General features: G+C 59.1%; 19 protein-coding genes, 1 other RNA gene and 1 pseudogene. 8 read left to right on the top strand and 13 right to left on the bottom strand.

The genetic code is table 11. The features are described from left to right. Together ssrS and AC1MDT_RS20940 are read left to right on the top strand one after the other, a co-directional pair. A non-coding RNA gene (gene ssrS, locus AC1MDT_RS20935) (6S RNA) lies at positions 1 to 179 on the top strand. Between the two features lie 86 nt (positions 180 to 265). Continuing rightward, positions 266 to 871, top strand: a complete 606-nt coding sequence (locus AC1MDT_RS20940; RefSeq protein WP_046045124.1) for a 5-formyltetrahydrofolate cyclo-ligase — start codon at positions 266 to 268, stop codon at positions 869 to 871. Between the two features lie 35 nt (positions 872 to 906). Here AC1MDT_RS20940 and AC1MDT_RS20945 read toward each other — a convergent pair whose 3' ends face one another. Beyond that, complete coding sequence (locus AC1MDT_RS20945) at positions 907 to 1,077, bottom strand: hypothetical protein (RefSeq protein ID WP_480418771.1); 171 nt, start codon at positions 1,075 to 1,077, stop codon at positions 907 to 909. 184 nt (positions 1,078 to 1,261) lie between these two features. Here AC1MDT_RS20945 and AC1MDT_RS20950 point away from each other — a divergent pair, with 184 nt between their 5' ends. Beyond that, the gene (locus tag AC1MDT_RS20950; RefSeq protein WP_480418772.1) at positions 1,262 to 1,714 is read left to right on the top strand and encodes an EVE domain-containing protein; all 453 of its coding nucleotides are present in this window, start codon (positions 1,262 to 1,264) and stop codon (positions 1,712 to 1,714) included. Between the two features lie 104 nt (positions 1,715 to 1,818). Here the strand turns inward: AC1MDT_RS20950 and AC1MDT_RS20955 are convergent, their stop codons facing one another. Further along, the gene (locus tag AC1MDT_RS20955; protein WP_480418773.1) at positions 1,819 to 2,229 is read right to left on the bottom strand and encodes a flagellar basal body-associated protein FliL; all 411 of its coding nucleotides are present in this window, start codon (positions 2,227 to 2,229) and stop codon (positions 1,819 to 1,821) included. Positions 2,230 to 2,379: 150 nt separating this feature from the next. Here AC1MDT_RS20955 and AC1MDT_RS20960 point away from each other — a divergent pair, with 150 nt between their 5' ends. Further along, complete coding sequence (locus AC1MDT_RS20960) at positions 2,380 to 3,357, top strand: NADPH:quinone oxidoreductase family protein (RefSeq protein ID WP_480418774.1); 978 nt, start codon at positions 2,380 to 2,382, stop codon at positions 3,355 to 3,357. A 114-nt stretch (positions 3,358 to 3,471) separates the two neighbouring features. Here the strand turns inward: AC1MDT_RS20960 and AC1MDT_RS20965 are convergent, their stop codons facing one another. The 5 genes from AC1MDT_RS20965 to trxA form a co-directional block, all read right to left on the bottom strand. Further along, positions 3,472 to 4,140, bottom strand: coding sequence for a gamma-glutamylcyclotransferase (locus AC1MDT_RS20965; protein ID WP_480418775.1), 669 nt, complete (start codon positions 4,138 to 4,140; stop codon positions 3,472 to 3,474). 242 nt (positions 4,141 to 4,382) lie between these two features. Then, positions 4,383 to 5,351: a CDP-6-deoxy-delta-3,4-glucoseen reductase gene (locus AC1MDT_RS20970; protein WP_414910512.1), complete on the bottom strand. Its 969-nt coding sequence runs from the start codon at positions 5,349 to 5,351 to the stop codon at positions 4,383 to 4,385. Further along, entirely contained in the window at positions 5,351 to 6,817 is a 1,467-nt protein-coding gene (gene ubiD / locus AC1MDT_RS20975) for a 4-hydroxy-3-polyprenylbenzoate decarboxylase (RefSeq protein ID WP_150712980.1), read from the bottom strand. The genes AC1MDT_RS20970 and ubiD overlap by 1 nt, the downstream gene beginning before the upstream one ends. A 192-nt stretch (positions 6,818 to 7,009) precedes the next feature. Continuing rightward, the gene (gene rho / locus AC1MDT_RS20980; RefSeq protein ID WP_007942421.1) at positions 7,010 to 8,269 is read right to left on the bottom strand and encodes a transcription termination factor Rho; all 1,260 of its coding nucleotides are present in this window, start codon (positions 8,267 to 8,269) and stop codon (positions 7,010 to 7,012) included. 242 nt (positions 8,270 to 8,511) lie between these two features. Continuing rightward, positions 8,512 to 8,841 carry a thioredoxin TrxA gene (trxA, locus tag AC1MDT_RS20985; protein ID WP_003206727.1) on the bottom strand — a complete coding sequence of 110 codons (330 nt, stop codon included), beginning with the start codon at positions 8,839 to 8,841 and terminating at the stop codon, positions 8,512 to 8,514. Between the two features lie 363 nt (positions 8,842 to 9,204). Here trxA and ppx point away from each other — a divergent pair, with 363 nt between their 5' ends. After that, a complete protein-coding gene (gene ppx, locus AC1MDT_RS20990; protein WP_480418776.1) occupies positions 9,205 to 10,707 on the top strand; it encodes an exopolyphosphatase in 1,503 nt (500 codons plus the stop codon). A gap of 186 nt (positions 10,708 to 10,893) precedes the next feature. On the opposite strand, the gene ppk1 is transcribed toward ppx, so the two are convergent. Both ppk1 and hemB read right to left on the bottom strand, forming a co-directional pair. After that, a complete protein-coding gene (ppk1, locus tag AC1MDT_RS20995; protein WP_480418777.1) occupies positions 10,894 to 13,116 on the bottom strand; it encodes a polyphosphate kinase 1 in 2,223 nt (740 codons plus the stop codon). 18 nt (positions 13,117 to 13,134) lie between these two features. Continuing rightward, positions 13,135 to 14,148: a porphobilinogen synthase gene (gene hemB, locus AC1MDT_RS21000; RefSeq protein WP_480418778.1), complete on the bottom strand. Its 1,014-nt coding sequence runs from the start codon at positions 14,146 to 14,148 to the stop codon at positions 13,135 to 13,137. Between the two features lie 207 nt (positions 14,149 to 14,355). On the opposite strand from hemB, the gene AC1MDT_RS21005 reads away from it, so the two are divergent. Further along, the gene (locus tag AC1MDT_RS21005; protein WP_480418779.1) at positions 14,356 to 14,982 is read left to right on the top strand and encodes a DedA family protein; all 627 of its coding nucleotides are present in this window, start codon (positions 14,356 to 14,358) and stop codon (positions 14,980 to 14,982) included. Here the strand turns inward: AC1MDT_RS21005 and AC1MDT_RS21010 are convergent. Beyond that, complete coding sequence (locus AC1MDT_RS21010; protein ID WP_480418780.1) at positions 14,963 to 16,198, bottom strand: sterol desaturase family protein; 1,236 nt, start codon at positions 16,196 to 16,198, stop codon at positions 14,963 to 14,965. The two genes, AC1MDT_RS21005 and AC1MDT_RS21010, sit on opposite strands and share 20 nt — an antisense overlap. Before the next feature lie 115 nt (positions 16,199 to 16,313). On the opposite strand from AC1MDT_RS21010, the gene elbB reads away from it, so the two are divergent. Continuing rightward, complete coding sequence (elbB, locus tag AC1MDT_RS21015; protein WP_480418781.1) at positions 16,314 to 16,982, top strand: isoprenoid biosynthesis glyoxalase ElbB; 669 nt, start codon at positions 16,314 to 16,316, stop codon at positions 16,980 to 16,982. Positions 16,983 to 17,098: 116 nt separating this feature from the next. On the opposite strand, the gene AC1MDT_RS21020 is transcribed toward elbB, so the two are convergent. Further along, entirely contained in the window at positions 17,099 to 17,554 is a 456-nt protein-coding gene (locus tag AC1MDT_RS21020) for a YaiI/YqxD family protein (RefSeq protein ID WP_480418782.1), read from the bottom strand. Positions 17,555 to 17,661: 107 nt separating this feature from the next. Then, the gene (locus AC1MDT_RS21025) at positions 17,662 to 19,560 is read right to left on the bottom strand and encodes an FTR1 family protein (RefSeq protein WP_480418783.1); all 1,899 of its coding nucleotides are present in this window, start codon (positions 19,558 to 19,560) and stop codon (positions 17,662 to 17,664) included. A gap of 78 nt (positions 19,561 to 19,638) precedes the next feature. Here AC1MDT_RS21025 and AC1MDT_RS21030 point away from each other — a divergent pair. Continuing rightward, positions 19,639 to 19,713, top strand: a pseudogene (locus tag AC1MDT_RS21030) (penicillin-binding protein activator LpoB); the annotation flags it as partial. A gap of 57 nt (positions 19,714 to 19,770) precedes the next feature. Here the strand turns inward: AC1MDT_RS21030 and rhtB are convergent. Further along, positions 19,771 to 20,403 (bottom strand): homoserine/homoserine lactone efflux protein, encoded by a 633-nt coding sequence (gene rhtB / locus AC1MDT_RS21035; protein ID WP_480418784.1) that lies wholly within the window; start codon positions 20,401 to 20,403, stop codon positions 19,771 to 19,773. Between the last annotated feature and the right edge of the window lie 20 nt (positions 20,404 to 20,423).

Consider the following 20,423-nt stretch of genomic DNA (forward strand, 5'->3'; position numbering starts at 1 on the left):
CACTCCCTGGGGTGCTTGCCAGTTGGCGATGTCCCTGAGCCGATTTGCTATACCCTGGAGGTTGCACGTTGGGCTGGTGTGCATGTCCGCTAGACGGAAAGCCTTAAAGCCTACTGCATCTTCCACCTTGAACTTTCGGGTTCAAGGGCTAAGTCAGCAGCGGTACATCCGGGGAGCCTGATTCCAGTCCGATGCCGGTTTAAATACCGGCATCGGCTTTTTTACGGGTACGCTTTACGTACCTGCCTTGCCGAAGCCTGAATCCATGACCGAACCTGCGCTGCTGCCCCGCCCGCAACTTCGACGCATGCTGCGCAAGGCCCGCCGCGCACTGACACCCAGTCAGCAGCGCCAGGCGGCTCGCGGGCTGTACAAGCAATTGGCTCAGCAACCGCTGTTTCGCCGCGCAAAACATATTTCTCTCTATTTGCCCACCGACGGTGAAATTGATCCGCGTGTGCTGCTGCGTGCCGCTCAGCGTCGGGGCAAGGCCACCTATCTTCCGGTACTCAGTGCCTGGCCGCGAACCAAAATGGTGTTCCAGCGGATTCGCCCCGGCGAAAAACTGAAACCCAACCGCTTCCGTATTCTCGAGCCAAGACACAACCTCGCCCGGCAACGCAAAGTCTGGGCGCTGGATTTGGTCTTGTTGCCGTTGGTGGGGTTTGACGATGTCGGCGGACGCCTGGGCATGGGCGGTGGTTTCTACGACCGAAGCCTGGCGTACCTGGCGCGACGCAAAAACTGGCGCAAGCCTACGCTGTTGGGGCTGGCCCATGAATGTCAGAAGGTCGAACGATTGGCTCAAGCGAGCTGGGATGTACCGTTGCAAGGCACGGTGACAGACAAGGCGTGGTATTTCGCAGGCTAGACGCCACTGGAATCAGCGGCGTCCAAAAGACAGGTTCAGCGCTTGAAGGCCGACGGCTGATGCTGATGTTGCGGCTGCTGCTGCTGTGCAATTTCGATCGGAGCATCGGAATTGTTATTCCACAGGCTTTGGGCATAGCCGGTGGTCACGACGCCGAGTCCAAACAAAATAACCAAAACCCATAGTAAATCCGGTTTGCGTTTCATCGATTGCCCCCCAAAGGCACATCAATACGATGACAGCAGCGGTTTCCGTTGTAGGCCGTGCAGCAGCGTCAAGCTAAGAAGGCCGGCATTTTGCGACAACGTGAACCGACACGCAAACGGTGGCGTCAACCGACCGTCGGTTTGTCATAAAATTGCCTCACTCACCTCGCAAGGAGCAAAAAACATGGCCTATTGGCTGATGAAATCCGAGCCCGACGAGCTCTCGATCAAAGACCTCGCAAAGCTTGGCAAAGCGCGCTGGGACGGGGTTCGCAACTATCAGGCGCGCAACTTCTTGCGCGCGATGGCGGTTGGCGATGAGTTCTTCTTCTATCACTCCAGCTGCCCGGAGCCCGGGATTGCCGGGATCGGCAAGATTATCGAAGCGGCCTATCCGGACCCGACGGCGCTGGAGCCTGAGAGCCATTACTACGATCCGAAGGCTACCCAGGAGAAGAACGCCTGGAGCGCGATTGACGTCGCTCACGTCGCGACGTTTTCCAACGTACTGAAGCTGGACTACCTGAAACAGCAGACTGCGCTGGCCGAGATGCCATTGGTGCAGAAAGGTTCGCGACTATCGGTGATGCCGGTGACGGCTGAACAATGGGCAGCGGTTATCGCGTTACGGGCTTAAGTCATTCAATGGCTGCCAGAATGCTATCGCGAGCAGGCTCGCTCCCACAGTGACCTGTAGGAGCGAGCTTGCTCGCGAAGAGGCCATCCGGAACAGCGAAAAACTTACTGAATGATCAAGTTGTTGAACAACAGATCTTCAACCACTGGCTTGCCGGTTTCGTCGTTCATCACTTGCTGGGTCTGTTTCAGGGCTTCCTGACGCAGCTTTTCCTTGCCCTCGACGCTGTTCATCGCCTCGGTCGTCTGCTGGGCGAATAACGCGACCAGTTGATTGCGAATCAATGGCTCATTGGCCTTCACCAGCTTGGTCGCTTCTTCACCAGTTACCCGCAACGCCACATCCGCCTTGAAGACCTTCAACTTCGGCGTGCCATCCAACCCATAGTTACCCACGAACGGCGGGGTCAGCGTCAGGTAGCTGACTTTCGGGGCTTCACCTTCTTTGGCTGCTTCTTCGGCCATCGCTGCCATAGGCAGAGACAGGGCCAGCATCAACATGATCCACGCTTTCACAATTCGCTCCTTATCCGGTTTGCGGCCTAGCATAACGGCCCGCCGCGCAAGCACAAGCTTATGGCTGCCTATCAGGGCGGGGCATGCTCGTTGACCCGTCGATTCACACACCTACACTTATCGGCCATCACTCCCAAAGGAATAGCCCTGATGAAAGCCGTGCTGTGCAAAGCCTTCGGCCCTGCCGAATCGCTGGTGCTGGAAGACATCGCCAGCCCTGTCGCGAAGAAGAATGAAATCCTGCTGGATGTACACGCCGCCGGAGTCAACTTCCCGGACACGTTGATCATCGAGGGCAAATACCAGTTCAAGCCGCCCTTCCCGTTTTCGCCAGGTGGCGAAGCGGCTGGCGTGGTCAGCGCGGTGGGCGAAAAGGTGAGTCATCTGAAAGTCGGTGACCGGGTCATGGCCCTGACCGGCTGGGGCAGCTTCGCCGAACAGGTCGCCGTGCCGGGTTACAACGTGTTGCCCATTCCGTCGTCCATGGACTTCAACACCGCCGCCGCGTTCAGCATGACCTACGGCACCTCGATGCATGCGCTCAAGCAACGGGGCCACTTGCAACCGGGTGAAACCCTGCTGGTCCTCGGCGCTTCTGGCGGTGTCGGCCTGGCCGCCGTGGAAATCGGCAAAGCCATGGGCGCCCGCGTGATCGCCGCCGCCAGCAGCGCTGAAAAACTCGCCGTGGCCAAGGCTGCCGGCGCCGATGAGCTGATCAACTACAGCCAGACCAGCCTCAAGGACGAAATCAAGCGCCTGACCGATGGCCAGGGCGCCGACGTGATCTACGACCCGGTCGGCGGCGACCTGTTCGACCAGGCCATCCGCGCCATCGCCTGGAATGGCCGCCTGCTGGTGGTTGGTTTCGCCAGCGGACGCATTCCGGAACTGCCGGTGAACCTCGCACTGCTCAAAGGGGCGGCCGTCGTCGGCGTGTTCTGGGGCTCGTTTACCCAGCGTCAGCCACAGGACAACGCGGCGAACTTCCAGCAGTTGTTTGGCTGGTTTGCCGAGGGCAAGTTGAAGCCGTTGGTGTCGCAGGTGTATCCGCTGAGCAACGCGGCGCAAGCGATTAATGATCTTGGGCAGCGCAAGGCGGTCGGGAAGGTAGTGGTTCAGGTTCGCTGAGCCGAATGAAGCGGTCTGGACGCTGTTCAGATCGCTTTTCCCCAAAGCCCTGCACTGATTCTTCGGGTGGATAAGGTGCACCAAAATGACACCGGGTGATTTTTCCGACGCACCTTAGCCCCGGGAAGCGCTCGCCTGATTGCACTTAGATTGACAACGTTTGAGCCGTGCTTCCAGATTCCGGTCTGGCATGGCGTGGCTACGCAAGGCGTGGGCGGTCTGCTCGACATAGTCGCGAGTGGTGCCGTAGCGTCCACAGGCGTTCTCGAACACGTGGCTCAGCACATGATCCGGCAAATTGCCGGCATAGCTGGGCAGGTGACGCTCCAATACAAACCCCAACGCCTGAACCTGGTTTCCGTCTTCGAGGCGGCAGTTCAGCCAGTGTGGGCGATAGGAGGGGAATGGCATTTCGCGCTGCCACAAGGCATAGAGCGAAGCGTCCAGTTGTTCTTCGGGCAAGCGATAAGCGAAACCGCTGCATGAGCCGCCGCGATCCAGGCCAAATACCAGCCCCGGTACTTCCGGCGTGCCGCGATGTTCATGAGACCACAGGTACAAACCGCGATGGTAGCCATGCACGCGACCGCGCACCCGCTCCACCGCCGCGCATTCTGGCCGCCAGATCAGCGAGCCATAAGCGAACAGCCAGACCGGGCCACCCTTATGGCGCGCCATGGTCGACTGCATGGAGCTGAGCAATTGTTCGTGCGTAAGCTGCGGCCCCAGGTCGAGCTGCGGAGGGTAAGCCAGATTCAAAAAAGCAGATTCAATGGCGCTCATGGCGAATAGCTTCAGCTCCCCGCGGGTGAAGAATTACTTAATAGAACGCACAGCTGTAACAATAAGGCACATATGTTTTAAGGCAATTTAAATGCCATGGCACAGTTCTTAAATATTTGCCTGCATGGCATATAACCTACCGGCATTTATATTATTTTATAAATACCGATCGGCTATATAGAGAGTTATAACGGTTAAGGCGATCAATATCAGGAATCAAGATTGAGGATCAAGATCGCGGATCAAGATCGCGGCGCATATGCAAATACATCGGCGCGCATCTGATGAGCGTCCATCCCGGCCTCAACCAAGGCATCCAGCGTGCCATAGACCATTGCCGGAGAACCGCTGGCATACACATGCAGCGCTTTCAGATCAGGGAAGTCTTCGCACACCGCCTCATGCAACATGCCACAGCGCCCCTGCCAGCCACATTGATCGCTCACCACTTTATGCAGGAACAGATTGGGCAGTTTCAGCCATTCATCCCAATGTTCTATTGCATAAAAGTCTTCAGGACGACGTACACCCCAATACAAATGCACGGGATGCTTGAACCCTGTGGCGCGGCAATGTTCGATCAGGCTATGAATCTGGCCCATGCCGGTACCCGCCGCAATCAGCACCAACGGACCGTCGGGCAGTTCGGCCAGATGGGTATCGCCGAATGGCATCTCGATCCGCACCAGCGTATTGCGCTGCAGTTGCTCGATCAGGCTCAGAGCACTGCTTTCGCGCGCCAGCACATGTATTTCCAGATCACGCCCGCCATGCGGCGCGGAAGCCAGGGAGAATGCGGATTTCTCGCCATTCTCACGCTCGATCATCAAATACTGCCCGGCGTGATAGCGCGGTGGCTTGCCAGCCGGTGCTCGCAGGCGCACACGCCAGGTATCGCCGCCGACGTCCCTGCATTCAATGACCTGACACGAGAAGCTGCGCACCGGCAATTCTCCCAGCGCGAGCACGCCATCCCACAGCACGATGCAGTCTTCCAGCGGCTCTGCTATGCAAGTGTAGAACTCGCCATGGTCGCGCACACCGCCTGCCTGTTCGACTCGCCCTTCCACCAGCAGCGCGGCGCATATATGGCAATTGCCGTTGCGACAGCTTTGTGGGCATTCATAGCCCAGGCGCCGCGCGCCATCGAGAATCCGCTCGCCGGGCAGAATCTCTAGCACTGCTCCGGAGGGCTGCAAAGTTACACGCATCAATCTATTCCTAACTGATTCCAGATGGCATCGATCCGCTGGGTAACGGCCTCGTCCTTGACGATGACCCGGCCCCACTCGCGGGTGGTTTCGCCCGGCCATTTATGCGTGGCATCGAGCCCCATTTTCGACCCCAGGCCGGAAACCGGCGAGGCGAAATCCAGGTAGTCGATCGGCGTGTTGTCGATCATCACCGTGTCGCGCTTGGGGTCCATGCGCGTGGTGATGGCCCAGATCACATCGTTCCAGTCGCGTGCGTTGATATCGTCGTCGGTGACGATAACGAACTTGGTGTACATGAACTGTCGCAAAAACGACCAGACACCGAGCATTACCCGCTTGGCATGGCCGGGATACGACTTCTTCATGGTCACGATGGCCATGCGGTACGAACACCCTTCGGGCGGCAGGTAGAAGTCGGTGATCTCCGGGAACTGCTTCTGCAGGATCGGCACGAACACTTCGTTCAGCGCCACGCCGAGAATCGCCGGCTCATCCGGCGGACGGCCGGTGTAGGTGCTGTGGTAGATCGGTTTGATCCGATGGGTGATGCGCTCGACGGTGAACACCGGGAAGCTGTCGACTTCGTTGTAGTAACCGGTGTGGTCGCCGTACGGGCCTTCGTCGGCCATCTCGCCGGGATGAATCACACCCTCAAGGATGATCTCGGCGGTGGCCGGTACTTGCAGGTCATTACCGCGGCACTTCACCAGTTCGGTGCGGTTACCGCGCAGCAGGCCGGCGAAAGCGTATTCAGAGAGGCTGTCGGGCACCGGCGTCACGGCGCCGAGAATCGTCGCCGGGTCAGCGCCCAATGCCACGGATACCGGGAACGGCTGGCCGGGGTGTTTCTCACACCACTCGCGGTAATCCAGTGCGCCACCACGGTGGCTCAGCCAGCGCATGATGACCTTGTTGCGGCCGATCACTTGCTGACGGTAGATGCCGAGGTTCTGGCGGTCCTTGTTCGGCCCCTTGGTGACGGTCAGCCCCCAAGTGATCAGCGGGCCGACGTCGCCGGGCCAGCAGGTCTGCACCGGCAGCATGGCGAGATCGACGTCATCGCCCTCGATGACCACTTCCTGGCAGACCGCGTCTTTGACGACTTTCGGCGCCATGGCGATGATCTTGCGGAAAATCGGCAGCTTCGACCAGGCGTCTTTCAAGCCCTTCGGTGGCTCAGGCTCTTTAAGGAAAGCCAGCAGCTTGCCGATCTCGCGCAGTTCACTGACCGCCTCGGCCCCCATGCCCATGGCCACCCGCTCGGGGGTGCCGAACAGGTTGCCGAGTACCGGGATGTCGTAGCCAGTAGGGTTTTCGAATAGCAGCGCCGGGCCTTTTGCCCGCAGCGTACGATCGCAGACTTCGGTCATCTCCAGCACTGGAGAGACGGGGATCTGGATGCGTTTCAACTCTCCGCGCTGCTCAAGCTGCTGCACGAAATCCCGAAGATCCTTGAATTTCATTGATGATGGCACCCGTAAAATAGGCGTACATCCTACCTGCTCTGCCGTCCGCTGGCAGCTTATCGCTGCTTACTTGGCTGCATTCACAAACAACGCGGGCAGAATTGATCAACGCCAGTCGCAAATCTTCCCTTTATTTGCAAAAAAAAATGGCGCCCCGAAGGACGCCATTTTTAGCGGTTAAAAACCGTCTTACTTACGCTTCATCGACAAGAAGAACTCGTCGTTGGTCTTGGTCGTTTTCAGCTTGTCGACCAGGAACTCGATGGCAGCGATTTCGTCCATCGGGTGCAGCAGCTTGCGCAGGATCCACATACGCTGCAACTCGTCGTCAGCCGTCAGCAACTCTTCGCGGCGGGTGCCGGAGCGGTTGATGTTGATGGCCGGGAAGACGCGTTTTTCGGCGATGCGGCGATCCAGAGGCAGTTCCATGTTGCCGGTGCCTTTGAATTCTTCGTAGATCACTTCGTCCATCTTCGAGCCGGTTTCAACCAGCGCGGTGGCGATGATGGTCAGCGAACCGCCTTCTTCGATGTTTCGCGCAGCACCGAAGAAACGTTTCGGTTTCTCCAGGGCGTGGGCATCGACACCACCGGTGAGCACTTTGCCGGAGCTCGGGATCACAGTGTTGTAGGCACGGGCCAGACGGGTGATGGAGTCGAGCAGGATCACCACGTCTTTCTTGTGTTCGACCAGGCGCTTGGCCTTCTCGATCACCATTTCGGCAACCTGCACGTGGCGGGTTGGCGGCTCGTCGAACGTCGAGGCAACCACTTCGCCGCGCACGGTGCGCTGCATTTCGGTTACTTCTTCCGGACGTTCGTCGATCAGCAATACGATCAGATGAACTTCAGGGTTGTTACGAGCGATGTTCGCCGCGATGTTTTGCAGCATGATCGTTTTACCGGCTTTCGGCGGTGCAACGATCAGACCGCGCTGGCCTTTGCCGATCGGGGCGCACAGGTCGATGACACGACCGGTCAAGTCTTCGGTGGAACCGTTACCGGCTTCCATCTTCATGCGCACGGTCGGGAACAGCGGGGTCAGGTTCTCGAAGAGAATCTTGTTTTTCGCGTTCTCGGGACGATCGTAGTTGATCGTGTCGACCTTGAGCAGAGCGAAATAACGCTCGCCTTCCTTTGGAGGGCGAATCTTGCCAACGATGGTGTCACCGGTGCGCAAGTTGAAGCGACGGATCTGGCTCGGCGAGACGTAGATATCGTCCGGGCCGGCGAGATAGGACGCGTCAGCGGAACGGAGGAAGCCGAAGCCGTCCTGGAGAATCTCCAGCACGCCATCACCGGAGATTTCCTCGCCGCTTTTCGCGTGCTTTTTGAGCAGGGAGAAAATCACGTCCTGCTTGCGCGAACGGGCCATATTTTCTATGCCCATCTGTTCGGCCAATTCGAGCAGTTCGGTAATCGGCTTTTGCTTGAGTTCAGTCAGATTCATATAGGAATGACGTAATCATTTATGGAGGGGGGAAATTAAGCTTTTGGCTTAATGAGGCCGCGCCGCAGAGAAGGCGACAGGATCGCGTACTTATTCGAAAAGGAGTGCGTCGGCGACGGCTAGCAGGGGGCAGTGGAGAAACCAGTGCGGGGCCGAATGTAACACCTGAGTTTCGGAGCGTCTAGCCCTCAATAACGAAAAAGCCCCGCAATGTACGGGGCTTTTTTTACAACGTCGCCGACTTAGATGTTGGCGTCGAGGAAAGCAGCCAGTTGCGACTTCGAGAGTGCGCCGACCTTGGTTGCTTCAACGTTGCCGTTCTTGAACAGCATCAGCGTCGGGATACCACGCACGCCATGCTTGGCCGGGGTTTCCTGGTTCTCATCGATGTTCAGTTTGGCAACGGTCAGCTTGCCTTTGTAAGTCTCTGCAATTTCGTCCAGAACAGGAGCGATCATTTTGCAAGGGCCGCACCATTCAGCCCAGTAGTCGACCAATACAGCGCCTTCGGCCTTGAGTACATCGGCCTCGAAGCTAGCGTCGCTAACGTGTTTGATAAGATCGCTGCTCATGGAAGTCTCCAGGTTGTAAGCAAAAAAACGTGGCCCATCATAGCCGCCCTTCCCTCGTTCAGGAAGGTGCAGTTGATTGAGTCTCGCTATGGTGGTGCATGAGTTTGGGTATAGCTCAAGTCAAGCGTTGGCGGGAGCAACGAAGGTAATTCCGGCCCGCTATGCAGCATTTGGCGCTTTCGCGGCCGCCATCGCGAGCGGGCTCGCTCCCACATGGGGTCAGTGTCGTCTGCCGAACTGGAGGCAACAAAGAACCTTGTGGGAGCGAGCCTGCTCGCGATTGACCGCTAAGCGTTCACCCGGCGTTGGCGCCAGCCTTTGATCGTGGCACGATGTCGAGGTAATCGACCGAGACCCCTGACCATGCCGCAATCCCAAGCCAAGAATCTGTCCCTGATCGCCGCAATCGACCTGGGCTCCAACAGCTTTCACATGGTCGTGGCCAAGGCCCAGAACAGCGAAATCCGCATTCTCGAACGTCTCGGGGAAAAGGTTCAGCTGGCCGCCGGCATCGATGAAGAGCGCCAGCTCACCGAAGAGTCCATGCAACGCGGGCTCGACTGCCTGAAACGTTTTGCCCAACTGATCAACGGTATGCCGCCCGGCGCCGTGCGGATCGTCGGCACCAACGCCCTGCGTGAAGCCCGTAACCGTGCCGAGTTCATCCACCGCGCCGAAGAAATCCTCGGCCACCCGGTGGAAGTCATCTCCGGCCGTGAAGAAGCACGCCTGATCTACCTCGGCGTTTCCCACACCCTCGCGGACACCCCCGGCAAGCGCCTGGTGGCTGATATCGGCGGTGGCAGTACCGAATTCATCATCGGCCAGCGCTTTGAACCGTTGCTGCGCGAAAGCCTGCAAATGGGCTGCGTCAGCTTTACTCAGCGCTACTTCAAGGACGGCAAGATCACCCCGGCCCGCTACGCCCAGGCGTACACGGCGGCGCGGCTGGAGATCATGAGCATCGAACACGCCTTGCATCGCCTGACCTGGGATGAAGCCATCGGCTCCTCGGGCACCATTCGCGCCATCGGGCTGGCGCTGAAGGCCGGCGGTCACGGCACTGGCGAAGTGAACGCCGAAGGCCTGGCCTGGCTTAAACGCAAACTGTTCAAGCTCGGCGACATCGAGAAAATTGATTTCGAAGGCATCAAGCCTGACCGCAGGGCGATTTTCCCGGCTGGCCTGGCGATTCTCGAAGCCATCTTCGACGCCCTCGAACTGCAACGCATGGACCACTGTGAAGGCGCACTGCGCGAAGGCGTGCTCTATGACCTCCTGGGCCGTCATCATCACGAAGACGTCCGTGAGCGCACGCTCAGCTCGCTGATGGAGCGTTATCACGTCGACCTGGAACAAGCGGTTCGGGTCGAGCGCAAAGCGCTGCATGCCTTCGACCAGGTGGCCGAGGATTGGGATCTGGATGACGGTGTCTGGCGCGAACTGCTCGGCTGGGCGGCCAAGGTTCATGAAGTGGGCCTGGACATCGCTCACTATCACTACCACAAGCACGGCGCTTACCTGATCGAGCACTCGGACCTCGCCGGGTTTTCCCGCGAGGACCAGCAAATGCTCGCGTTACTGGTGCGTGGCCATCGGCGCAATATTCCCCGGGACAAATTTGCCGAATTCGACGACGACGGCATCAAGCTGATCCGGCTGTGCGTGCTGCTGCGCTTTGCGATTCTGTTCCATCACATTCGCGGCACCCAGGAAATGCCTCAGGTGGTGCTCAAAGCCAATGGCGACAGCCTGGATGTGTTGTTCCCGGAACACTGGCTGGACGACAACCAGCTGACCCAGGCCGACTTCGCCCTCGAAGCGGAATGGCTGACCCGCGTCGGGTTTACCCTGAACGTGCGCTAAACACGGTCCGTGTAGGAGCGAGCTTGCTCCGGGCGGTGTTCCGACGGTGGACGTTAACGATGACGCGTGCGGCCTGGATAATTGCGCCGCCTGCAAATTTATCGCGAGCAAGCTCGCTCCTACAGGGGGCGGCGGAAACAAAAATGGCGATCCACGGGGATCGCCATTTTTTTCATCACTCCAGGATTAGCGCACAGCCAGAATCGGACTGCCCAAGCGCTCCAGCAGCGTTGCCTGAGCGCTGCGCGGGTTCTGGTTGCCGGTCGGCGTGTTGCGGATGTAGCGACCGTCCGCCTGCAGGCTCCAGCTGTGGGTGTTATCAGTGAGGTAAAGCTCCAGCTCTTTCTTGACCCGCATGATCAGCTTCTTGCCTTCCACCGGGAAGCAAGTCTCGACGCGCTTGTCGAGGTTGCGCTCCATCCAGTCGGCGCTGGAGAGGAACATCTGCTCTTCACCACCATTGAGGAAGTAGAAGACCCGGGTATGCTCCAGGAAGCGCCCGATGATCGAACGCACGTGGATGTTGTGCGAAACCCCGGCGATGCCCGGACGCAGACAGCACATGCCTCGCACCACCAGATCGATACGCACCCCGGACTGACTGGCCTTGTACAACGCGCGGATGATCTTCGGATCGGTCAACGAGTTGAACTTGGCAATAATGTGCGCCGGTTTGCCATCGAGGGCGAACTGAGTCTCTCGGGCAATCATGTCGAGCATGCCCTTCTTCAGCGTGAACGGCGCGTGCAGCAGCTTCTTCATGCGCAGGGTTTTACCCATGCCGATCAGCTGACTGAACAATTTGCCGACGTCTTCGCACAAGGCATCGTCGGAGGTAAGCAAGCTGTAGTCGGTGTACAGGCGGGCGTTGGCCGCGTGGTAGTTGCCGGTCCCCAAGTGGGCGTAACGGACAATCTCGCCAGCCTCGCGTCGCAGGATCAGCATCATCTTGGCGTGGGTCTTGAAGCCCACCACGCCGTAGATCACCACCGCACCGGCCGCTTGCAGACGGCTGGCCAGTTGCAGGTTGGACTCTTCGTCGAACCGCGCGCGCAATTCGATCACCGCAGTGACTTCCTTACCGTTTCGCGCAGCATCGACCAGTGCATCGACGATTTCCGAGTTGGCGCCGGAGCGGTACAGGGTCTGACGAACCGCCAGCACATGCGGGTCTTTGGCAGCCTGGCGCAACAGATCGACCACCGGGGTGAACGACTCGAACGGGTGCAGCAGCAGGATGTCCTGCTTGCTGATCACGCTAAAAATGTTCTCACTGTTCTGCAACAGTTTCGGGATCTGCGGCGTGAACGGCAGGTATTGCAGGTCTCGCTGGCTATCCAGGCCGGTGATGCTGAACAAGCGGGTCAGGTTGACCGGACCATTGACCTGATACAGCTCGGTTTCGTGCAGGTTGAACTGCTTGAGCAAGTAGTCGGACAAGTGTTTCGGGCAGGTATCGGCGACTTCCAGACGCACCGCATCACCGTAACGACGGGAAAACAACTCGCCGCGCAGGGCCCGGGCCAGGTCTTCTACGTCTTCGGTATCGACGGAAAGGTCGGCGTTACGGGTCAGGCGGAACTGGTAGCAGCCCTTGACCTTCATGCCCTGGAACAGGTCATCGGCATGCGCGTGGATCATCGACGACAGGAACACATAGTTGTCGCCAGGACCGCCGACTTCTTCAGGCACCTTGATCACCCGCGGCAGCAGGCGCGGTGCGGGGATGATCGCCAGACCGGAGTCGCGACCGAAGGCGTCGATCCCTTCCAGCTCGACGATAAAGTTCAGGCTCTTGTTCACCAGCAACGGGAACGGGTGCGTCGGATCAAGGCCGATTGGCGTGATGATCGGCGCGATCTCGTCACGGAAGTAACGGCGGACCCAGGTTTTGAGCTTGGTTGTCCAATAACGGCGACGGATGAAGCGGACCTGATGTTTTTCCAGCTCCGGCAACAGAATGTCGTTGAGAATCGCGTACTGGCGGTCAACGTGACCGTGCACCAGCTCGCTGATCCGAGCCAGGGCCTGGTGCGGTTGCAGACCATCGGCGCCAGCCTGTTCACGGGCGAAGGTGATCTGCTTCTTCAGGCCGGCCACACGAATTTCGAAGAACTCGTCCAGGTTGCTCGAGAAGATCAGCAAAAACTTCAGCCGCTCCAGCAATGGGTAGGATTCGTCCAGCGCCTGTTCCAGCACGCGGATGTTGAACTGCAGTTGCGAAAGCTCGCGATGGATGTACAGGCTGCTGTCATCCAGGCCGGGAATGGCAATCGCCGGCACCGCTGCTGCGGCATCGGCCACCACCGCAGACGGAGCTGGCTCCAGCTCCGGCGGGGTTTCGGCGATTTGCTCGATTACGGGTAGAGCCTCTTTTACGGCAACTTCAGTGAGTCCTTCGGTATTCATGGAATGTTCCTGGGAGGGCTATTTTTGCTCTCGTAACAATTGAGCGGCACGGACGGCAAAGTAAGTCAGGATGCCATCAGCGCCTGCACGTTTAAAAGCGGTCAGGGATTCGAGGATAACCCCTTCGCTCAACCAGCCATTCTGGATCGCCGCCATGTGCATCGCGTATTCGCCGCTGACTTGGTAAACAAACGTCGGCACTTTGAATTCTTCTTTGACCCGGTAAAGAATGTCCAGATATGGCATGCCTGGCTTGACCATGACCATATCCGCGCCTTCTGACAAGTCCGCCGCCACTTCGTGCAGGGCTTCATTGCTGTTGGCCGGGTCCATTTGATAGGACGCCTTGTTGGCCTTGCCCAGGTTCAGCGCCGAACCGACTGCATCGCGAAACGGGCCGTAATAGGCGCTGGCGTATTTGGCCGAGTAGGCCATGATCCGCACGTTGACGTGATCCGCCAGCTCCAGGGCTTCGCGAATGGCCTGGATGCGACCGTCCATCATGTCCGACGGGGCCACCACCTGAGCGCCGGCTTCGGCGTGGGACAGAGCTTGTTTGACCAGTGCATCGACAGTGATGTCGTTCTGTACATAGCCTGTTTCGTCGAGAATGCCGTCCTGACCGTGGGTGGTGAACGGGTCCAGGGCGACGTCGGTGATCACACCCAACTCAGGGAATTGCGCACGCAGGGCGCGAGTGGCGCGCTGGGCAATACCATTTGGGTTCCAGGCTTCGGCGGCGTCCAGAGACTTGAGCTCGGGAGGTGTCACCGGGAACAGTGCCAGCGCCGGAATCCCCAGCTCGACCCACTTGGCGGCTTCTTCAAGCAACAGGTCGATGGTCAGGCGCTCGACGCCCGGCATCGAAGCCACCGCTTCGCGACGGTTTTCACCGTCCAGCACAAACACCGGCAGGATCAGGTCATTGGCGGTCAGGACGTTTTCACGGACCAGTCGACGCGAAAAATCATCACGACGGTTGCGACGCAGGCGGGTTGCAGGAAACAAACGATTGGCGGGGGTAAAGCTCACGGCAGACTCCTGAGCCCGCGCTGGCAGGCGAGCGTGACAGTTATAAGCGGCCATTATGACGAACGTGTGACACTTATGTGCACCCTGTGACAGGTAGTCGCATTCCATTGTCGTTGTAGGAAATGTTCACGTCGAGACACATTTCGACACTTTCATGAATGTGCATGAAGCGTTAGGCTGCGCGTTCATTTCGCCAGCACCCAGACAATGCTCCAACAATTTCTGCATGACTTCGGCTACTTTGCCCTCTTTCTTGGCACGTTCTTCGAAGGCGAAACCATTCTGGTGCTCGCAGGCTTCCTCGCGTTCCGTGGATACATGGACCTCAACGTGGTGGTGGTCGTGGCATTTTTCGGCAGTTATGCCGGCGACCAACTGTGGTACTTCCTGGGCCGCAAGCACGGCCGCAAGTTGCTGGCACGCAAACCGCGCTGGCAAATGATGGGTGATCGGGCGCTGGAACATATCCGCAAGCACCCGGACATCTGGGTGCTGAGCTTCCGTTTTGTCTATGGCTTGCGCACAGTGATGCCCGTGGCGATTGGCCTGTCGGGCTATCCGCCGGGACGTTACCTATTGCTGAACGGGATTGGCGCGGCCATCTGGGCAACCGCGCTGGCCGCTGCCGCCTATCATTTCGGTGCGGTACTTGAAGGCTTGCTGGGTAGCGTCAAGAAATACGAGCTGTGGGTGCTCGGCGCCCTGCTGGTGCTGGGCTTCGTCCTGTGGCTGCGTCGGCGTTTCAAAAACGCCCGCCTGGCGAAAAAAATCTACGCCGACGAGCAGGCCCTGAAAGCCGAACAAACCACCGCGACTAAGACACCCATCGAGTGAAGCGGTTTCTGCAGCAGTAGAGACCGATTCCGCTAAGCAGGCTGTAACTGAGCAAGCCGACCCAGCCCACGGCACTGGCCGGCCACAGCCCGACCATCGGTGCCAGCCACACCAGCGGCACATTCGATGCCAGCCGCAGCAGCTCCAGCTTCAACGCCCACGGGCGATTCTCCAGGGCCACGCCCAACGTAAACAATCCCAGCGCCACTGCACTCCAGCCGAGCACCAACGCAGCGGTCGGTAGATGCGGCTCCAGGTTCATCAAGTAGCTGCCCAGGGCGATGTAGACGCCGAACTGCAACGCGACATACAGCTGCTGACGTCCGTCCAGCGGCACGTCGAATTTGCGGAACTGACTCAGGTCAGGCTTGCTGATCGGGTACCTGGCCGCAACGTCCGCCGGCCGCCAACCGGTGCGCATGAACCAGATCCGCAGTTTGTCCCAGGTACTTTCGGCGCGCCGCGCGTCTTCCCACAGCTGTGCATAGAACTGCACGTTCGCCCACAATGGATTCCAGCTCGCCAGCGGCGTGGTCACGCCGAAAATCACCGGTTCGTTGTCATCTTCCTCCTGGAACGAGCCGAATAGACGGTCCCAAACAATGAACACCCCGCCGTAGTTACGATCCATATAGAGAGCGTTCTGTGCATGGTGGGCCCGATGATTGGACGGCGTGACGAAGAACCACTCGAACCAGCCGAGCTTGGGAATGTGTCGGGTATGCACCCAGAATTGGTACAGCAGGTTCAACGCGGCGACGCTGACAAACACCAGCAACGGCACCCCGAGCACCGCCATGGGCAAGTAGAAAACCCAGCTCAACAGGAAGCCGGTACTGGTCTGGCGCAGGGCCGTGGAGAGGTTGTAATCCTCGCTCTGGTGATGCACCGAGTGAGCGGCCCACAGAATGTTGCGCTCGTGGCCCATGCGATGCAGCCAGTAATAGCAGAAGTCGTAAAGAACAAAGGCGAATACCCAGACCCAAACGCTGTCGGCCGACAGTTCGAACTGCGCCAGATGCTTGAGGGCAAATGCGTACGTGACCAGGCCGACGCCCTTGGTCAGCAGGCCGGTGGTGGTCGACAGCACCCCGGCGCTGATGCTGTTGATCGCGTCTGCCAGCCGATAGTTGCTCACCCCGCGCCAACGGTCGGCCAGCAACTCGACCGCAATCAGCACAAAGAAAAACGGTACCGCATACAGAATGAAGTCCATGACGCGTCCTGGTCGCAATCTTGAGGACAGATCCTAGGTGTAGTCGTGATTTAACCCTATGGCAACGAGTGACAAATTAGTGGACATTTAACGCCATGAATCTGGAGAAAACCCCATGAGCAAAAAAATTGCAGTGATCCTTTCCGGTTGTGGCGTATACGACGGCGCCGAGATCCACGAAAGCGTGATCACCTTGCTGCGACTGGACCAGCGGGGGGCTCAGGTGCAGTGCTTCGCACCCAATGTTGCACAGTTGCATGTGATCAATCACCTGACCGGCGAAGAAATGCCCGAGTCGCGCAACGTGCTGGTGGAATCGGCACGAATCGCCCGGGGCAACGTTCAGGATATCCGCGACGCGAACGTTGAAGACTTCGATGCGCTGATTGTTCCTGGCGGCTTCGGGGCGGCCAAGAACCTCTCCAACTTCGCCATCGAAGGCGCCGGCTGCACCGTGCAACCCGACGTGCTGGCGTTGGCTGAAGCCTTTGCCGAAGCTGGCAAACCGGTGGGGCTGATCTGCATCTCGCCGGCCTTGGCCGCGAAAATCTACGGGCCTGGCGTGACCTGCACTATCGGCAACGATGCCGATACCGCTGCTGCCATGAACAAGATGGGCGCCACCCATACCGACTGCGCCGTGAGCGAAATAGTCGAAGACAAGGCGCGAAAACTGGTCAGTACGCCGGCGTACATGCTGGCGCAATCGATCAGCGAAGCAGCTTCAGGCATCAACAAACTGGTCGACCGCGTACTCGAACTGACCCACGAAAACGATGCCTGACACAGCTGTCTGTAGGAGCGAGCTTGCTCGCGAAGGTGGTCAACGATGACGCGACAAGCCTGACACCCCGCGTCGTTCTCAGGTTTATCGCGAGCAAGCTCGCTCCTACAGGGGGTCTATGGCTTGCGCGATAGCCGCGTCAGGATCCGGTCCAGCGCATTGGCAAACGCCTGTTTTTCGCGTTCGCCGAAGGGCGCAGGCCCGCCACTCATCTGACCCTGCTCACGCAAATCGGTGAACAGGTTTCGCACCGCCAGCCGGTCGCCCATGTTCTGCGCATCGAACTCCTTGCCCCGTGGGTCCAGCGCCGCTACGCCGTTCTTGACCAGCCGATCGGCCAGCGGCACATCGCTGCAGATCACCAACTCACCGGGTACGGCGTGCTCCACCAGGTAATCGTCGGCCGCATCCGGGCCACTCGGCACCACGATCAGCTTCACCAACGCCAGCCCCGGCTTGATCTGCGGCTGCCCCGCCACCAGCACTACCTCGAACTGACGCTTGAGCGCGAACTTCACCACCAGGTCCTTGGCTGCCCGAGGGCAAGCGTCGGCATCGATCCACACACGCATCACGTTTTCCTCTTTCCAAAAAAATCGCGAGCAGGCTCGCTCCCACAGGTTATACGCAATCCTGTGGGAGCGAGCCTGCTCGCGAATGTGAGCGAAGCGAATGCTGTTTAAGAAACCTGCACCCGCCGCTTCTCGGCCATCCTGCTGCGGCTATACAGCACGATGATTGCAATGATCGCCACGGCTTGCGCACTCAGCGAATACGCATCAGCGTGGATCCCCAGCCAGTCGAAGTCAAAGAACGGCACCGGGCGGGTGCCGAAAATGCCGGCTTCCTGCAACGCTTTCACGCCATGTCCGGCGAAGACCACCGACAACGCGCACAACAGGCCGGCATTGATGCTGAAGAACAGCGACAGCGGCAGTTTCGCCGAGCCACGCAAAATCACCCATGCCAGACCGACCAGCAGCACCAATGCCGTGGCGCCACCGGCCAGTACCGCGTTATGTCCCGCCGGACCTGCCTGCAACCACAGGGTCTCGTAGAACAGGATCACTTCAAACAATTCGCGATAGACCGAGAAGAACGCCAGCGTCGCAAAGCCAAAACGTCCGCCACCGCCCACCAGGCTGGTCTTGATGTAATCCTGCCAGGCCGCCGCGTGGCGACGGTCGTGCATCCACACGCCGAGCCAAAGCACCATGACCGCGGCAAACAACGCTGTCGCGCCTTCCAGCAATTCCCGCTGTGAACCGCTGACGTCAATCACATAGGCCGCCAGCGCCCAGGTCCCCAGGCCAGCCAACAGCGCCAGGCCCCAACCGACGTTGACGCTGCGCACCGCCGACTGCTGGCCGGTGTTGCGCAAGAACGCGAGGATCGCCGCCAGCACCAGAATCGCTTCCAGGCCTTCACGCAACAGAATCAGCAGGCCGGAGATGTAGCTCAACGACCAGCTCAAGCCATCACTGCCCAGCAGGCCGGCAGATTCCTTCAACTTGGCTTTGGCCGTGTCCAGGCGTTGCTGGGCCTGGGCCACCGGCAAACCATCCTGCAACGATTGACGGTAAGCCATCAGAGACTTTTCGGTGTCCTTGCGCACGTTGGCGTCGACGTTGTCGAGGGAGCTTTCGACCAATTCGAAGCCTTCCAGATACGCCGCTACCGACAAGTCGTATGCCTGATCGTGATCACCGGCACGGTAAGCCGCAATGCTTTTGTCCAGCGTCGCTGCGGTATAGTCGAGCAACTGCGCAGGGCCACGCTTGACCTGCGGCGGCTGAGCGCGTTGCGCACGATAGGTCGCTGCGGCTTGCGGGCCTTCGGCGCCCTGCACTTCGGCCGGGGTCTGGCGGGCCAGATCGGCGATGTTGTAGGTCGCGTGGGCTGTTGCCGCCGCCGGATCGGCGCTGAAGCTGGCGATGTAGGTCGCCAGGTCCCAACGCTGACGGTCATCCAGCTGATCAGCGAAGGCCGGCATGTCGGTGCCTTCGACACCCTGGCCCAAGGTGCTGTAGATCGCGTAGAGGCTCAGGTGGTCCATGCGCGCGGTATCACGCAGATTGGCCGGAGGCGGCGTCAGACCGACACCGGCCGGGCCATCACCCGCACCCGTAGCGCCATGGCAGACCGAGCAATGTTGAGCGTACAGGGGCGCGCCGCGGGTTGGGTCCGGTGTAATGATCGGTGCCTGGCTGACTTCGTAGGCCACGGCCAGCTTCGCACCGAGTTGCCGTGCCTGGCGGGCGACGTCCGCGCTGTCCTGACGTGCAGCGATCGCATTGCGTAGCGTGCTGACGCCCTGCTCCAACCCGACTTTTTCCGGTTTGGCTGGCATCGCGGCGATCAAGCCTTGCAGCGCCTTGATAAATTCCAGCTGTTCTTGGTATTCGGATTCATTAATAACCTTGCCCGCTTGCACCGATTGCGGGTAATCCGCGCTGATGTAATCGAGTAAATGCAGGGCTTGAGGCGCACCTTCCACGGTGTCGGCCAGCAGGTTGAAGCTGCAAAAGGCAAACAGAGGGAACACCAGCCAGGCCAGGAAACGGGACGGGGCAGTCATGAATGAATCTCAATTGATAATACGAAGTAACACATTGTTCACTCTCAATGACTTTCACTCAAGCTTTGTTGCAACAACGAACAAGGCGAATTGCGTAAATTCACCGGCGACATCAAGGGCGAGAGGCTGCGTTCCGGGATGTTCGAGTGGGTGCCGCCACAAATGAAAAAGGCGACCTGAAGAGGTCGCCTTTTTTTGTGCCTGACGGTATTACATCGTCGCTTTGCGCAGCGTCGCCATGAACGCCGCCGCACCAATGAACAATCCGGCAAAGGTACGGTTCATGCGTTTTTGCTGTTTGGGAGTGCGCAGCAGACGCAACACCTTGGACGCCAGCCCGGTGTAACCGGCCATGACGATCAGGTCCACGCAAACCATGGTCACACCGATAATAAGGTACTGAGCCAACAGTGGCGCATGGGGGTCAATAAACTGTGGCAACACCGCCAGCATGAACACCAGCGCCTTGGGGTTGCTGATGTTCACCAGGAACCCCCGGAACACCAGCACCAGCGGTTTACCGATTTGCCGTATCGCCGCGTTATCGCTCATGTCGCTGGGCAATGCGCGCCATTGCTTGATCGCGAGATAAATCAGGTACGCCACGCCGAACCATTTGATCGCATGGAACGCCGTGGCCGACGCGGTGAGGATGGCGCCGACGCCGGCGCCGACAATCGCGATCTGCAACGCCAGGCCCAATTGCAAGCCCAAGGCATTCCAGTAACCGCGCCAGAAACCGTATTGCAGACCACTGGACATCGACGCAATGGCCCCGGCACCGGGAGACAAACTGATCACCCAGCAGGCGGCAAAAAACGCCAGCCATGTATGAAGCTCCATCGCTCACCTCGACTCAAACT

This window comes from Pseudomonas sp. ASL7 (assembly GCF_056680375.1).

Bases quoted from the DNA above. Each gene is read 5' to 3' on its own strand.
- AC1MDT_RS20940 (WP_046045124.1), top strand. From the start codon at position 266: ATGACCGAACCTGCGCTGCTGCCCCGCCCGCAACTTCGACGCATGCTG.
- AC1MDT_RS20945 (WP_480418771.1), bottom strand. From the start codon at position 1,077: ATGAAACGCAAACCGGATTTACTATGGGTTTTGGTTATTTTGTTTGGA.
- AC1MDT_RS20950 (WP_480418772.1), top strand. From the start codon at position 1,262: ATGGCCTATTGGCTGATGAAATCCGAGCCCGACGAGCTCTCGATCAAA.
- AC1MDT_RS20960 (WP_480418774.1), top strand. From the start codon at position 2,380: ATGAAAGCCGTGCTGTGCAAAGCCTTCGGCCCTGCCGAATCGCTGGTG.
- AC1MDT_RS20965 (WP_480418775.1), bottom strand. From the start codon at position 4,140: ATGAGCGCCATTGAATCTGCTTTTTTGAATCTGGCTTACCCTCCGCAG.
- AC1MDT_RS20970 (WP_414910512.1), bottom strand. From the start codon at position 5,351: ATGCGTGTAACTTTGCAGCCCTCCGGAGCAGTGCTAGAGATTCTGCCC.
- ubiD (WP_150712980.1), bottom strand. From the start codon at position 6,817: ATGAAATTCAAGGATCTTCGGGATTTCGTGCAGCAGCTTGAGCAGCGC.
- rho (WP_007942421.1), bottom strand. From the start codon at position 8,269: ATGAATCTGACTGAACTCAAGCAAAAGCCGATTACCGAACTGCTCGAA.
- trxA (WP_003206727.1), bottom strand. From the start codon at position 8,841: ATGAGCAGCGATCTTATCAAACACGTTAGCGACGCTAGCTTCGAGGCC.
- ppx (WP_480418776.1), top strand. From the start codon at position 9,205: ATGCCGCAATCCCAAGCCAAGAATCTGTCCCTGATCGCCGCAATCGAC.
- ppk1 (WP_480418777.1), bottom strand. From the start codon at position 13,116: ATGAATACCGAAGGACTCACTGAAGTTGCCGTAAAAGAGGCTCTACCC.
- AC1MDT_RS21005 (WP_480418779.1), top strand. From the start codon at position 14,356: ATGCTCCAACAATTTCTGCATGACTTCGGCTACTTTGCCCTCTTTCTT.
- AC1MDT_RS21010 (WP_480418780.1), bottom strand. From the start codon at position 16,198: ATGGACTTCATTCTGTATGCGGTACCGTTTTTCTTTGTGCTGATTGCG.
- elbB (WP_480418781.1), top strand. From the start codon at position 16,314: ATGAGCAAAAAAATTGCAGTGATCCTTTCCGGTTGTGGCGTATACGAC.
- AC1MDT_RS21020 (WP_480418782.1), bottom strand. From the start codon at position 17,554: ATGCGTGTGTGGATCGATGCCGACGCTTGCCCTCGGGCAGCCAAGGAC.
- AC1MDT_RS21025 (WP_480418783.1), bottom strand. From the start codon at position 19,560: ATGACTGCCCCGTCCCGTTTCCTGGCCTGGCTGGTGTTCCCTCTGTTT.
- rhtB (WP_480418784.1), bottom strand. From the start codon at position 20,403: ATGGAGCTTCATACATGGCTGGCGTTTTTTGCCGCCTGCTGGGTGATC.